The organism is Klebsiella sp. GG_Kp146 (assembly GCF_040061975.1).
GTDB lineage: Bacteria > Pseudomonadota > Gammaproteobacteria > Enterobacterales > Enterobacteriaceae > Klebsiella > Klebsiella quasipneumoniae.
Map to the genome: position 1 here is coordinate 41754 of NZ_JBEAHA010000044.1, position 13937 is coordinate 55690.

14 protein-coding genes are annotated in these 13937 nt (G+C 40.1%); 10 read left to right on the top strand and 4 right to left on the bottom strand.

Features of this window, described 5'->3' with window-relative positions; all coding sequences use genetic code 11:
• Positions 1 to 17 precede the first annotated feature (17 nt).
• From ABLU95_RS25135 to ABLU95_RS25150, 4 genes are all read right to left on the bottom strand, one after another.
• Positions 18 to 146 (bottom strand): hypothetical protein, encoded by a 129-nt coding sequence (locus ABLU95_RS25135; protein ID WP_255299947.1) that lies wholly within the window; start codon positions 144 to 146, stop codon positions 18 to 20.
• Between the two features lie 41 nt (positions 147 to 187).
• The gene (locus ABLU95_RS25140) at positions 188 to 1378 is read right to left on the bottom strand and encodes a hypothetical protein (RefSeq protein ID WP_009652508.1); all 1191 of its coding nucleotides are present in this window, start codon (positions 1376 to 1378) and stop codon (positions 188 to 190) included.
• 126 nt (positions 1379 to 1504) lie between these two features.
• Positions 1505 to 2089 carry a hypothetical protein gene (locus tag ABLU95_RS25145; RefSeq protein WP_348880480.1) on the bottom strand — a complete coding sequence of 195 codons (585 nt, stop codon included), beginning with the start codon at positions 2087 to 2089 and terminating at the stop codon, positions 1505 to 1507.
• A gap of 205 nt (positions 2090 to 2294) precedes the next feature.
• A complete protein-coding gene (locus ABLU95_RS25150) occupies positions 2295 to 3074 on the bottom strand; it encodes a hypothetical protein (protein WP_348880481.1) in 780 nt (259 codons plus the stop codon).
• Between the two features lie 1359 nt (positions 3075 to 4433).
• Here ABLU95_RS25150 and ABLU95_RS25155 point away from each other — a divergent pair.
• The 10 genes from ABLU95_RS25155 (at position 4434) to ABLU95_RS25200 (ending at position 13911) form a co-directional block, all read left to right on the top strand.
• Positions 4434 to 4802 carry a pili assembly chaperone gene (locus ABLU95_RS25155; protein ID WP_348880482.1) on the top strand — a complete coding sequence of 123 codons (369 nt, stop codon included), beginning with the start codon at positions 4434 to 4436 and terminating at the stop codon, positions 4800 to 4802.
• Between the two features lie 81 nt (positions 4803 to 4883).
• On the top strand, positions 4884 to 5204 hold the full coding sequence (locus tag ABLU95_RS25160; protein ID WP_042927287.1) for a type IV conjugative transfer system protein TraL: 321 nt from the start codon (positions 4884 to 4886) through the stop codon (positions 5202 to 5204).
• A gap of 16 nt (positions 5205 to 5220) precedes the next feature.
• Complete coding sequence (locus tag ABLU95_RS25165) at positions 5221 to 6084, top strand: TraE/TraK family type IV conjugative transfer system protein (protein WP_348880483.1); 864 nt, start codon at positions 5221 to 5223, stop codon at positions 6082 to 6084.
• 1 nt (position 6085) lies between these two features.
• Complete coding sequence (locus ABLU95_RS25170; RefSeq protein WP_348880484.1) at positions 6086 to 7243, top strand: type-F conjugative transfer system secretin TraK; 1158 nt, start codon at positions 6086 to 6088, stop codon at positions 7241 to 7243.
• Positions 7236 to 7754, top strand: a complete 519-nt coding sequence (locus ABLU95_RS25175) for a hypothetical protein (RefSeq protein WP_348880485.1) — start codon at positions 7236 to 7238, stop codon at positions 7752 to 7754. Before ABLU95_RS25170 ends, ABLU95_RS25175 begins: the two co-directional genes overlap by 8 nt.
• Complete coding sequence (locus tag ABLU95_RS25180) at positions 7714 to 9081, top strand: TrbI/VirB10 family protein (RefSeq protein WP_348854463.1); 1368 nt, start codon at positions 7714 to 7716, stop codon at positions 9079 to 9081. Before ABLU95_RS25175 ends, ABLU95_RS25180 begins: the two co-directional genes overlap by 41 nt.
• A 2-nt stretch (positions 9082 to 9083) precedes the next feature.
• The gene (locus ABLU95_RS25185) at positions 9084 to 9548 is read left to right on the top strand and encodes a hypothetical protein (protein ID WP_044349322.1); all 465 of its coding nucleotides are present in this window, start codon (positions 9084 to 9086) and stop codon (positions 9546 to 9548) included.
• Position 9549: 1 nt separating this feature from the next.
• On the top strand, positions 9550 to 10401 hold the full coding sequence (locus ABLU95_RS25190) for a disulfide isomerase (RefSeq protein ID WP_044349324.1): 852 nt from the start codon (positions 9550 to 9552) through the stop codon (positions 10399 to 10401).
• Between the two features lie 9 nt (positions 10402 to 10410).
• Complete coding sequence (gene traV, locus ABLU95_RS25195; protein WP_072046535.1) at positions 10411 to 11145, top strand: type IV conjugative transfer system lipoprotein TraV; 735 nt, start codon at positions 10411 to 10413, stop codon at positions 11143 to 11145.
• Positions 11146 to 11193: 48 nt separating this feature from the next.
• Positions 11194 to 13911 carry a TraC family protein gene (locus ABLU95_RS25200; RefSeq protein ID WP_348880486.1) on the top strand — a complete coding sequence of 906 codons (2718 nt, stop codon included), beginning with the start codon at positions 11194 to 11196 and terminating at the stop codon, positions 13909 to 13911.
• Positions 13912 to 13937: the final 26 nt, after the last annotated feature.

Here is a 13937-nt window from a genome sequence, read left to right on the forward strand (position 1 = left end):
TAGGATTGCAACAGCCGTTAATTCTCTTCTGGATTAGCAATAGGAAAATTATTCATGATTACCGGAAGAACCGTGACTGCTAAAGGTTCACCATTTTCAGGAAACGGAGGTATCCCCTCCATCTCGTTATCTTTTAAATCTGACATAGCTCAATCCTCAAAAATTAAATTAATATGGGTAATTGACTTCATACAGCAGAATGCAAATTCAGTAACGAAAATTCGTTATTCTGATTGTTCGAAGGTGGTTCATTCAAAGGAGCATTGGAGGCCGGTGTTATATTGGTGTCATCAGCTGTAGATTGAGTAGACTGTGAAAGTTTACCCTTTGTGGTTTTGCGCTCAAGCTTGGTTTCATGATCACGAATAGAGGCATAAGCCTGCAAAATAAGCTCAACAAAATGCCTGTCGACCTCAATATTTATTTTTTCATTTTGACCAATTTGTTCAAGATCAATCTCCGTAGGAAGGGAGGCTCGTAATCTGTTTGAAACCTCTTTGATACTGGCCGCCAGGTTTTGAGATAGTTTTCGTGGGATCGGCTGAATGCCAATCGAAGATTTTGTAATCCGGACTGCTTTACGTGTACCGGTGGTTGCTTTAATGATGTCAGTTACATTAAGTGGAAGTGAACCAACGCCTGATAAATCAGGTGAGAGAACCTTAATCTTGTCATTAAGGTCTGAACGTATTTTTTCAAGGGCTTCGTTTTCGCCAAGATCACGGATCAATTCCAGACACAAAGTATACGAAATCACATCCTGGCTAATTAGTACTTTGAGCTCATCATTGATTGTTGCCAATGAAATGAGTTGACGTACGGCCATATCGGAAATGTTTTCACGTTTGGAAACTTGCTCCACAGACATTCCTGCTTCATTAACCAAACGGCTATAGGCAATTCCGCGACCTACGGGGCATAAAAGAAGGGCTTTTGCACCATCCAAAGAGTGCCATTCCTGCTCAATATCATCACCTAGGAATTCACGTAACCGAATCAGTATAGGAAGACCTGTTTCCTTGAGAGCAAGTAAAGCTGCACGGGTACGGCAGTTTCCCTGACGTACACGAGGCCGACCGTCAACAATGACGACAGTGATAGGGTCGATATCTGCACCGTTGATGAATGCGTTTTTAAGGTTCTGAATGTGCGCCGCAGGTTTTGGAAGCTTGTAATATTCTTCCCCCAATCCCATCTCCCTGCAGTTCCAGTTAGGTACGAGCTCCAATGCCCTCGGATCAATCATGTAAGGCTGTCCATTCACAGCCTTATGGCAGATATCCGGGTTGGCATCACTAAATTCCCGTAAATTTCTGACCTGTCGGCCGTGGCGTTCTGTTGTGATAAAAAAGGATGCAGATTGTTGGTTGTTATTCATTCTTCTACCTATGACCAGTTCAACTACAGAAGCATTACTTTACATTAATATGGTATGAATTATTTTTGGCTTGCTGTAAGGATCAGCAATGCAGAACTATTTTTTTAAAAGTAACTTTTCTAGGAATCACATAAGGTTTAACCCCTCAATGAAAACACTAACACCATGAATTTCAATGCTTTTTCTGGTTCTTGTGTAAGATATAACGCCATGGTGATTCAGTAGTTTCAAATCTGATATTGTTGCCGGTGCAATATCAGCGAGAATCAGACCTTCTTTTTTCAAAAGTAACTTTTGCAACAGGGTGTAAAGACTAGTCCGTTTTGAGAAAAACAAGGTTGATAAGACAATGGCTGTTCTGTTGCTTAGAACATGTAGTTGCGAGGCAGCGCGAGGGTTGATTGCTATATACCCTTTGCTGATTGTGCTTGTTTCAAACTCATGTCTTACCTCTGTAAACATAGCTATGGTCCGAACACAATTGTTGAGAACAATTTCTAACCTGAACTCAATCAAGAGCAATAGAAAATATGAGACATCGGAAAGCGAATATTTGATTGCTCGTAATCCAATGGCCTGGCAAACACGTTCTGACTTTTCAATCAGTTCCACAACTACAAAATTAAAGTCAAACACATCTAACTCAACATTTTTCCTTACGTTCAAGTCAAGCAAGATAGCTAACCATAGAGGTTGAAATCGTGTATGCATGATAGGGCCTGATAATTTTATCGAATCAGGGCGAGAGCATTTCTTAACGTTAACCAAAAGTGCGCTGATATCGCAGGACGTTATCTCTATCTTTGAATGATCCAAACTCAGGGAGGCCCTATGGTATTTCTTGAAAAATACCTGCAACACCTCGATTTCTTGAAGATTTTTGTGACTATTCATAACCAAATTAGCCCTTAAATACTTAACAAGCATTATCTGACTGATTTACAGATGAGGAGCTTTTAACATCAGAAATTGAGAGAAATTTTACTAGTAAAATGCTCATGTTATTGATCCAAAGCCTTTTGGTTGTATAGATCTTGGCATCGATGACATCACCTACTTTATACTGCGAAGGGTAGGGGTCATATAGAATGAAGTGCCGGTGTTCAGGGGTTTCCATAAGGAGTGATGAAAATTTCTCTGTTGAGAATTTCCTCGTAAAAACGTCAATATGCTTCACGAAAAGATTCACAGAAATCGTTACCCCAAGTTTTGCATTAAAAGGCCTAACTAACCGACCGCCAGCTGGTTTTGTTTTGTCGGCTGCAGGCAAAAGATAGCGATATTGGAGTCGTGTAGGAAAGTTACTTTTGTTAAGTGATGCATAGATAGATGAATAAAAGTCACCTTTATCTTGCTCCACCAATGCCAACTGTTCAACCAGATGATGTTTCAAGCAAGTCTGCTCTACTGATTGATTGAAAGGTAGCTTCAGCCCGTGTAGTGCAGCCCATTCATAAACGGGATAAACTTTTTCAAGAGCCGGTTGTAATGACCCGATTCCAGAGCAAACCTGACAATTGATACCAGAACCTAAACAGTTGGGACATGGGCGATGTATATACATGTGACCATCAGAGTTAGGCTGATTATCTACGATGAAAATGTTATCTGTCGTTACCCACATAATTACCTCACCTGAAATATGTTCCAATCCTATCAGGAAAAATTTATCAGGTAAGGGGGTATTTTTTTCCATTAGTAGAGCATCGCTGAAAGGGACTATGGCACTTAAAGCCGAACATCCCTTTAGAGGTTAAAACAATCGTAGTTCAATTGAGCTTTACACATGACATTGTATCTGTCATTTCATTCCTAGAAGATACCTGATGACTTACCAAAGGTATGATGCTGACGTTGGAATTTAATACATTGATGATATGTTTTATATTTTTGGAAAACATTTTAAAGACCCATTCAGAGTCAATCTTTTCAAAAATCTCTGATTCAGAGAGAATAGAGTTGCTAATAATACGGCGGGTTTCATAGTTACAATGTCCGTCAATATTGCAACTCAGAACTAACACATTGTTATAAAGCGATATTTTTAGATTTAAACCCGCGACTTCAAGTAACCTCGTTTTCATGATTTTCCATTCACGTCCTGCATAAGAATGATCCTAAATTTACAATTTGAAACGCATTTATGGAAGAGGGTAATGTTGTAAATTTCACCAACGATGGAAGATTATATTCCGGATTACATGTTCCAACCGTATACATTTAGGTTAAAAATCTATAAAAATAGATTTAAACGATCAATTTCAATGGTTTATATATATCATATTTTCTTCAATATTACTTCATTTTTCGTAACATTTTGAAGCATCTGCAGTCCAATTACTCCCATAATTATGGTAAACCACCAAATTTTGTAGTTAAGTAGCCTCTATAGGTTAGGCCTCTAAGGTGACCTTCTCAACTCGAAACCAACCAACAAAAGTTACTTTCGTCAATGACAGCTGGATTTCATAACAACAGAAGTTCCAATCTCTTGCCTTATGTTTACTGCTCTCAACTAACCACCACTCCTAACGACTATGTTGAGATTGTGGACAAGTGTGTCCAAAAGTAACTTTTCAAAGGCAAGGGTCTTAACCTGGCAGTATTCTTTTATGACATAGAAGAATGAATAGTGACGAATTTGATAAAAGTGACTTTTGCATACAGTAAAGTTGAAGCTTGAGAATGAATCTAAAGGACCTCTGGTGTGATTTTGGTGAGTCATAATATGGGTAAAAGTGACTTTTATCAGCTGAAAATTTGGTCAAAGAAACAGATGAGATAGAACAGTATTACCAACAAATTCAAATTAATAACATATCTTTCATAAAGTTACGACATTTTAGACTATGTGCTGCGTTCTAATTCAGAATTTATAACACTAAAGAAGTTGCTCCTACTTCTACAAAAGTAACTTTTAAACGAATCTCATTTTTTGTTTTTTTTATAAAAAATATCATCCATATATTGAAATTAAAAATTCTCTCCTAGGTATTCTGAAATGGCTGGTTAGTCACCAGATTACATAAACAATTTCAGTCTTCAGGAGTTAAACATGATCAACAAATCCATGGCTATGGCCCCGAAAGCAGCTTCATTTACACTGTCCGAAGGTATGCGTAATCTGCTTAGCAATAAAATGTTCCAGGTGTTTATCGCACTGATGTGTGCAGCTCTGTTCTCATCTATTGCGCTGGCTGGCGGTGATGACGGTGCTCTGGGTGAAATTTGGACCCAGTTGTCTGAAGCACTGAGCGGAGCGCCGGGTAAAGCGTTGGCAGCATGTATGCTGATCTCTGCTTTCTATTTCTCTATCGGTCGTCCGAACCCGGGCCTTGCTCTCGTTTCCTTCCTGATGATGATGATTTTGGCTAACGGCGAAAAGATCATCACTGGTTTCCTTGATGCTGGTGTAGCACTGTAAAAAATAAATTTTGCTAAACGGGCAAAACAATACTGAGGGGACGAAAGTCCCCTTTTTTTTACCTATACAATAGGGGTCATCATGAGCAATGGTACTGACACAATGGATAATTACACATACCGGTTTCCATTCAGAATTAATCTCCCTTTGTTAATTCTCTTCTTTGATGCGAAGCAAATAGGTGTCGTAATGGGGTTGCTTTCATTTGGTAATATTTTTGAATGTATGTCCATAGCAACATTTGCAGCAATCGGATATTGGATTGCATACGGCAAAGCTAAGGAGAGTGCGATCAGGGGGAGATTAAAACATAAGTTGTGGTGGAATGGCTTTCTACCGGGTAAATCCGTTTTCCAAAGTCGCTATTTTTCTGACCCCTTTATGAGAAGATTTTACAGCTAAAGTTCCCGGAGAAGTAATGAACGAAAAGAAAAAGTCACTTTTAGATTACGTCACGAGCTTCTTCTCGTTTAAACCTAAGAAGCTGGTTACTGACAATGTAGTAGATGAAGAGAAAGATGATGGAAGAGGTCAAAAGTCCGAAAGCTATAGTACGGATAAAATACAACGTAGGAAAAGCATACTCAATGTTTCTGAGGAACTGAACATACCTAAAAAAGGTAAAAAAACAGGTGCAGAACTGACATATTCCCAGTTAATTCAACGGGACAAGAAACTAATATTAAACAACCGTTTGTTGACTGTTATTGCTGGACTTCTTGTTGTTAAAGTGGTGTTTTTTTCTACGACGGAAGTGATTGCCATACCTCCAGATATGACCGAAGAAGTTTCTGTAGCAGGTGCCAAGGCTAGTGAGTCCTATAAAACACAATGGGGTCTGTTTATCGCCACCACACTTGGAAACATTAACCCAAAAAATGTCACATTCGTAACGAACTATATTTTAAAAATGTTTCCGGCTGCAAAACAATCAGATTTAGAAGCTGAACTTAAGAAAGCATCTGATTTGATGCTTGCAAGAAAAGTTGACCAAACTTTTATTCCGGAAGATGTCAACTTTTTGCCTGGTGACAATGTGCTATATGTTTGGGGCACCCGTAAAACCAAATTTCTCAACGTATCAGATAAGGAACAATCTGAGCGTTGGACGTATGAGATGGTATTAAGTGTTAAAAGTGGTCGCCCAAGAATCCTGTACCTGAACCAATACTCCGGCACACCTAATATCAAGAAAGTAACCGTTAATGGGAAGGTATTGGAAAAAGAGTTCACCGAAAATACCGACATGATCCAGCCACAAGATGAAGCAGAAGCCCAATAATATGAAAAGAAAACTCATAGGATTACTTATCACTTTAAACGTGCTTGCTCCAGCTGTTCATGCAGATGAACCATTTAATATTCCTGCTTCGGCAGTGAATACTCAAGCTTTTGATGAACCACCTGATTCCTCTGAAGCTATGAATATTGTGACCAATGCAGTGAAACAGGTACCCGGTACGGTAACGAGTAATAATGCTACTCAACCACCAATAAATACTAACCGGCCGACTACAACGTTGCCAGCTGCTCCAGGGCTTTCCCCAGCTAGTGCTGCATCTCCTGCAGTTCGTTCTATGACAGATACATTGATGAATAATGCTCCAGCTGAAGGTCCAGGACAAAAAGCTGTTAATGAAGCAAAAAAACGCTATCAGCCTATGCAGAATGTCACTGTGCCGCCAGGTGGGAACATTGTCTTACCAGTGTCTCTGGGTTTACAAAACAGGATCCAGACGACATTCAAAAATGTAAGTGTTTCAACAACAGCACCATCAGAAGATACAACCATCTATGTTGATGGAGGAAGTGTTTTTATCACGACAGTGAAAGACACTCCTGTTGGGATTATGTTATCTGAAGAAGGGGTTCCTGCATCCACTTATAATTTGACCTTGATACCAATTGATGTTCCTGGAGCTATGATTCGTGTCCAAACACAGTTAACCCAAAATATGGCTATTGAACGCGATCGCCATATTGCTGAAAATACGAACAAGGAACTTCTAGAGCAAGCACAGTCTGGTGAACTTGATGAGAAATCGATAGCTCAGGATGACCGTAAGCAACGTATAATTGATATTCTTTACCCAGTCGCTAACGGTGAAGTTCCTACCGGCTTCGCGCTTCAGCTTGATAAACTTTCTGTAATACCAAATAAAGAACGGACGCCGTGCAGTTTTAACTTTTATGCAAAACTGGGGCAACGCTTGGTCGGAGCTCGTGAACTTGTTGATGTAATTCTTGTTCAAAATAACTTGACTTATCCATCGGTTATTGATGACCAAAAATGTATTACTCCAGGAGTAATTGCCACTGCAATTTTTGATAAAGCATTCCTACAACCAGGTGAAAAAACGGAGCTGTATATACTTCGTGACAAGCTTTATCAGGAGCGTGAGTCTCGCGTAACTAAACGGCCAAGTCTAATCAATGATTGATAAGAAAAGTTACTTTTCTAAGTTCAAATTGGCCATTTTGTTCAGTGTTGGTTTGGGTGTGGGTTTTTACATCGCTAACATTGAAAATGAACGCTCTCAGTTTGTACAAATTGTGCCCGCTGAATACAAATCGTTCGAATTCCAAAAAGCTGATTATGATGCTTTCAAAGTATATGACATAGACAATTTGCTCTCTGATGAGATTGACGATCGTGATGCTCATTTAATATCAGGGCAAAATATACCCACTGAGAGCGATATCAGCAATTTCGAACCAGAAACTCATGAGCAGATTAAGGAGATACCTCAAACTGCACTGGAGAGCGAAAATCAGTTCTATGAGCATCTTGAAAACAACACATTCAAAAATTTACGGGCTGAGCCTCCTTACTCTGTTCCGCAAATAGATGAAAAGATCAGATCATTGAGGGTAAAGAGATTTTTACCTCCCGGTAATAAAGGTCAACGTAATGAAAACATTGAAGCTGAAGGAATTGTGGGCAGAAAATAAAGCCATTCGTATGGCATTTTTGCTCATCGTCGCATTTGCTGCTCTTGTAATGGTGACCCTCACACTAATGGGGGGGGATGACTCAAGCAAGAAAACGAAAAAGATAAAGCCGGTCACTAATCTGCTTGATACATCTTCGATTGTTAATATGGATGAAGAAGGGCAGAAGCGTTTTTTGCAGACAGTACAGACGCAAAACCGAAAAGATCAACAAAGTATGTTGGACCAGGTAAAGCAGATGGAAAAATACAAATCTGAGAATTCTGGTGAGATTACTGAGCTTAGAGGCCAGATTAAGCAGTTAACTCAACAGATTTCAGATATGCAGAATGGTAAAGGTCCGGCAAGCAACCGCAGCCTCGACAGTCGTGGCATTCAACAACCAACTGACAGCCAACAGCCTAATTCAGCATACCAACTTAATGGTAATGCTGCAGGTAATCGCAATCAGGAAATACCTGTTGCTGGGGGGATATCCCCTCAACGAAATCAACTGGTTCGCACCATTACAAGCAACAGCATTACCACGGCCAATAATGGTGTACTGGAAGTAACTCCTATTGTTGAAAAGAACATTACAAATGCTAACCAAAAGAGAATAGTTAAATCAGGTTCACCTGCGTTAGCTGGTGATGGAACTAAACCCATAGATAGCAACGCAAAACACTCAAGACGTTCAGACGATCAGTATTTGCCAGCAACGTCACAGTTGTATGGAGTCTTGATTACTGGTGTTGAGGCCCCGACATCTCTGTCGTCGCAAGAAGAACCACTTGGAGTGACGTTCAGGGTAAAACGTGATGTGTTCCTGCCTAACAACTACAGAATGGATTTGCGTGACTGCAACCTTTTAGGCACAGCCCGGGGGGATATGGCTTCAGAGCGAGTCTATATCAGAACGACGAACCTTAGTTGCGTGAACTCTAAAGGAAAAAGCTTTGATATTAAACTGGAAGCATACGCCGTCAGTGAGATCGATGGTAAAGCAGGAATCAAAGGCACACTTATTTCCAGAAATGGTAATGCAATCATGGGGAGTGCTCTTGCCGGTGGTTTAAGTGCGCTTGCTCAAGGTTTGAGCCCAAGTAAGGTTAGTCAACTAAATATCGACCCCAATTCACAAGCTCAATATCAGGGACCAAATATTGGTGCGTTAAGTGCGGTCGGTGCGAGCGGTGCTGTATCAGGTGGACTGAATAAAATGGTCGATTGGTACACTCATATCATGGATCAGCAATGGCCGGTTGTTGAACTTTCCCCAGGAATCAACGCTACTTTTGTTGTTCTTAGCGGCGCGTCCATTCCAACAAACTTAGCGGCGAAATGACTATGACTGAACAGAATAATAAAAATGAACATAATGACGCGGACTTTGATCAAGATGTCAAAGAGAGAAAAAATCTGACATTTTCTGTATCATACTCTTTTGCAGAAAAGTCGCTGAAATTTATCATTCTGGCTGCAATTATTTCTGGAGTTGGTGTATTTCTCTGGAAGCAAATAGATGGAAGATTCAGCCTATTTAATGAGTCCGTAAAAATCGCAGTGCTGAACCCTTCAGCACTAAATGAACAATATCTGAAAGCACATAACGGAAATAATAACGATTATATACCCTATATCCGTAAGCTAATGGCGCTTTACCGTGCCAGAGACGTACTTGTCCTTGATATGAATTACGTGATTACCCGACCGTCATCTGTAAGTGAAATTTCTTACATTAGCGACACAGACGTTGAGAGTGAACTCGCTGAATATGGAATAAACCCGAAAATGTTTGAGGAAAAGCAGTAATATGAAAAAGTTACTTTTCAATTTACTCATTTTGATTGCATTACTACACTCGTCATATTCATTCTCGAATGGTCAATACAATGCAGATGCTGCTGCATTAACCCGTTCAGCATCTGATAACGGTCTTGCTCTGAATCAGTCGACACGTGGTTTGGTAAACAAGCTAGGGGCCTACCAGGCGAAGGATGCAATCTACTTACCTACTGGTGGACTTTTCTTATTTGAAGATCAACGAAGTGGTTTGACGATTGTTACAACAACAGGTCGTTACTCATTTTCCGAAGGTAAAGCCTATGACGTAATCCGCAAGACTCAGATTCAGACAATTGCTGATATCAGGAAAAGTTACTTTTTACCGTTGAGTGAAGCACCGTTCAGAACTGAGGATTCCTTTACCATACAGTTTGGGAACCCTTCACTAAAACGTCAGGCAGTGATATTTATTACACTGGACTGTGCGGATTGTGTTGCATTTATCGGAAAAATGAATGAAATAAAAAACGATGTGCGTTTTGACATTGTAATTCTACCGAGTCCAGGAGAGGCTGCAAAGAGAGTCAAGCAGATGTGGTGTTCTGTTAAAGCCGGTAAAGTAACTAATTACGATATACTTCAGTCATTATTAGGTAAAGTAAGCGATATTAATACTCGTCTTATTCCACATGAAAGCCTGACTGACTGCTCTGTAGAACCGATCATAACAGGTTTATATCTTGCATCTATTTATAACGTTCAAGGTACACCCTCTGTTGTTCGCGAAGATGGGCTTTTAGGAAATGGGATACCCACAGACTTTAAAGCCTGGTTGAAAGTGAATTTACAACCTTTGCTGCAAAACCCATTTGATAAATAAAGGTCAAATATGAAAATTTTCATAAAACTCATCATATCAGTTGCTGCAGTATCAACATTATCTGGTTGCATCGGACAATCTGAAAGTTCCTGTCCCGGCATTGAGGAGGGGGTACTGTGCATGGGTCCTAGGGCTATTATGGAAGCAACCAACAATCATGACGATCTCAAATATTTAAAGAAGGAAGGTGATGTGGGAAAGCAGGATATTGCGGATAGTCAGTATCCAACTACATTAACACCTCCTCCGGGCGTACAGTATCCTAAGAAACCTGTTGTGAATACTGGGCCAAAACCGTTATTTTCAGGCACTCCGCAGCCGGTTAAACCACTTACAACCGCAAGCTATGTATCTCAGCAACATGTTCCGGCGGGTAAAGGGTTGTATTCAGAATTTGATGGTAAACCTGTTAACCCAACACTTAGCGCTTATCAAGAGCGTCAGTACCAGGTGCAGGGCACCAAACAAGCAGTGATTGCGCCAGAGCCTCTGGCTGTGTTGCGACAAGGCAAAGTTATGCGTGTTCTTATCGCACCCTACACTGACGATAACGACGCGTTAAACCTACCTGGTTATGTATATGTCAATGTCAAACCACAAACATGGGTCGCTGGAGATTCAGCACTGAAAAATCCCGCCCGAATTGTACCTTTGGAAGTTCAGGATCGTGCTCGCGATAACATGCAGCAGCAGCAACGCAGCGCTAAAGGTGTAACGGCTGCTGGAGTCACCGGCTCATTCTAGCTCGTTCCATGAAGAAATGAATAGCACCACGGAATGTAAGGTAAACGTATGAACAATTCTCGTCTTGCAAAAGAACTGGAAAGATTAAATCTTGGACACTTCATTCCTGTAGTGGACAGAATGGTAGACGTTCCATATTTTTTACTGGAAGATAATGCGGTGGGCATGTTTTTCATTTGTAACCCATCTCCAGGATTGTATGACAACCAACAAAACCTGATGACTGATTTGTTTAAAATGGATTTCCCTGCTGAGTCCATTATGCAGATGTCGTTGGTAGCATTGCCTGATGTTAATACGTCACTTTCACGTTGGTTGCGTCGTCGCGGTAATCGAATGGGAGGTCGCGACAATGAAAAAGCAGACCTGTTGACCGTATATTCACTTGATTATCTTTCTAAGAGTCAGTATGACCCGTTGAAAGTTGCTGATGGTGTAAAAATTACCCATGCCGATGATTTAAAACTCAGGAACTTTGAGCTTTGGATAACTATCAGAATACCAATCAATAGTTTTGTGCCAAATGAATCAGAATCAATTAGGCTGGATGCAATTTATAAAGATTTACTGGCTAAATTGAAAGGGCTTAGTCTATCACCGGTTACTGGTGATGCTGATATGTGGTTGTACAGCGTAGATAAAGTTATTAACCCTGGAAAAGATGCTCGCTGGAAGTATGGTGGACTGGAATCGAACTCACTTCAGCCATTAAATCAGCAGGTAAACGTTCCGGGAAGAAAGTTTGAAGTCGGTGAAGATTATTTCGCTTCACTTACTGCTGATGGCGAGGAAACAGCTCAACGATATTTTAAACACCTGTCTATGACAAAGTTCCCTGAGTATGTGAATTTTGGGGCTATATATGAATTAGTTGTTGACTGGATGACAGGAAGCAAAACTATATTCTCACCATTTATAATTAATTTCTGCATTCAGTTTCCGTATCAAAAGAAAATTCAAAAAGAGTATCTGCGTTATAAAGCAATCACAGATAACCAATCCAAAATCCCGATCGTGTTGAAATACCTTCCACGTCTTGCTGATATGGATAAAGATTATTCGGCATTAACCAGAGAGTTAGAAGACAAAGCAAAATTATTAAGAACCTACATGACATTTATTGTTATGGATAACACTTTGGATAGAGTCAAAGTTGCTGCGAAAAGCCTTATAAGTTACTACAGTGAAAAAAAAATCACTGTTGTTGACGATAGTTATATTTGCTTTTCCGGTGTCATGTCAGCTTTACCTCTCTGCAATGACCCTCCCACATTCAGAGATATGGATCGTGGTGATGTGATGACAAATACGGGGGCAGCTCATTTAGCTCCTATTTTTGGCCCATGGAAAGGCAACACACAAAACCCGGTGATACCATTTGTCACTCGTGAAGGGCAATTGGTTATGATTGATATTTTTGAGACTTCTGCATCTTATAATGTCTGCGTTGGTGCAACATCGGGAGCGGGAAAATCATTTGCAGCTAACAATATCATTCTTAACTATCTGTGTTCAGGTGAACATATAAATCCTTTGTATCATTTTGATGATATTAGAGAACAGCTTACAAACGATAAATTTTCCCCTCCACTTGATTTAAGCGGTAAATTTAATGCTTCTGCCGATGGTGCTCAAGTGTTTGTAGTTGATATCGGACGTTCATATCAGGGGCTTGCTGAGCAATTTGAAGACTCTCAGTTTATTGACTTCGGTGTTGATGCTAAGTTTTCTCTTAACCCTTTCGCTTTCATGGTTAAAAAATACACCGATGATGAATCATTGGAGGGAGTAACGGGGAATTCAGAAGGATCAAATAAGGAATCAGACATTATATCTCAGACAATCATGGTCTTGAATCAAATAAAGCTAATGGCATCAAGCAACGGTAATATTAGTTCTTACCAAGAAGCCGAAATGATTCGACTTATTGTTGAAGAAGCAAAAAACCCGGAAGATAATTATCTTCCTTCTGTTACTGGGTTTGCAGAAAAATGCAAAAAGCAAGATAAACAGGAAATTAAAGATATCGGCGTCCAACTCGGTCCATGGTGTGAAGGAGGTATTTACGGGAAAAGATTTACAACTTCCTTACCACCAATTGATTTTGATAGCCGGTTTATTGTATTAGAGCTGGAAGAACTTAAACCGACCCCTCATCTTCAGTGGGTTGTTTTAATGTCAATTATTCAAGCTGCACAACACGCTATGTTTATTAAGAAAGATGGTCGACGCAGACTGTTTATTCTTGATGAGGCATGGGAATACATAGGTGAAAGTAATGGTGATGATGCTGCAGTCACATTCTTCACTAAATTCCTTGAAGCTGCGTGGCGTCGCTTCCGAAAAACTAACTGTGCAGGCATCTGTATTACACAGAGTTTTGAAGACTTCTACAAGTCTCCAATAGGAATTGCAATCGCGAACAACTCACCATGGAAGTTCATCATGAAGCAATCTCCGGAAGCGATCGATTCAATGCAAAAGAACAAATATATCTCTGCAACAGCATCTGAATATGAAAGAATGAAGTTGATAAGAACTGAAAAATTTGTTTTTTCTGAAATCATGATTCGTTTCGAAAACGTACAGCAGATAGTACGTCTATATGTAGACCGTAAAATGGAACTTTGCTTTACTACAGACCCTGCTGACAGGCGTAAAATCTGGAATCTTATTGAGGACGGATTTACCTACGCAGAGGCTATCGACAGAGTGTATGAACAGGAACAAATTCAATTAGGGCTTTCCAAAAAATTAGTTGCATAAATGAATATAGGGGCTAACGCCCCTTT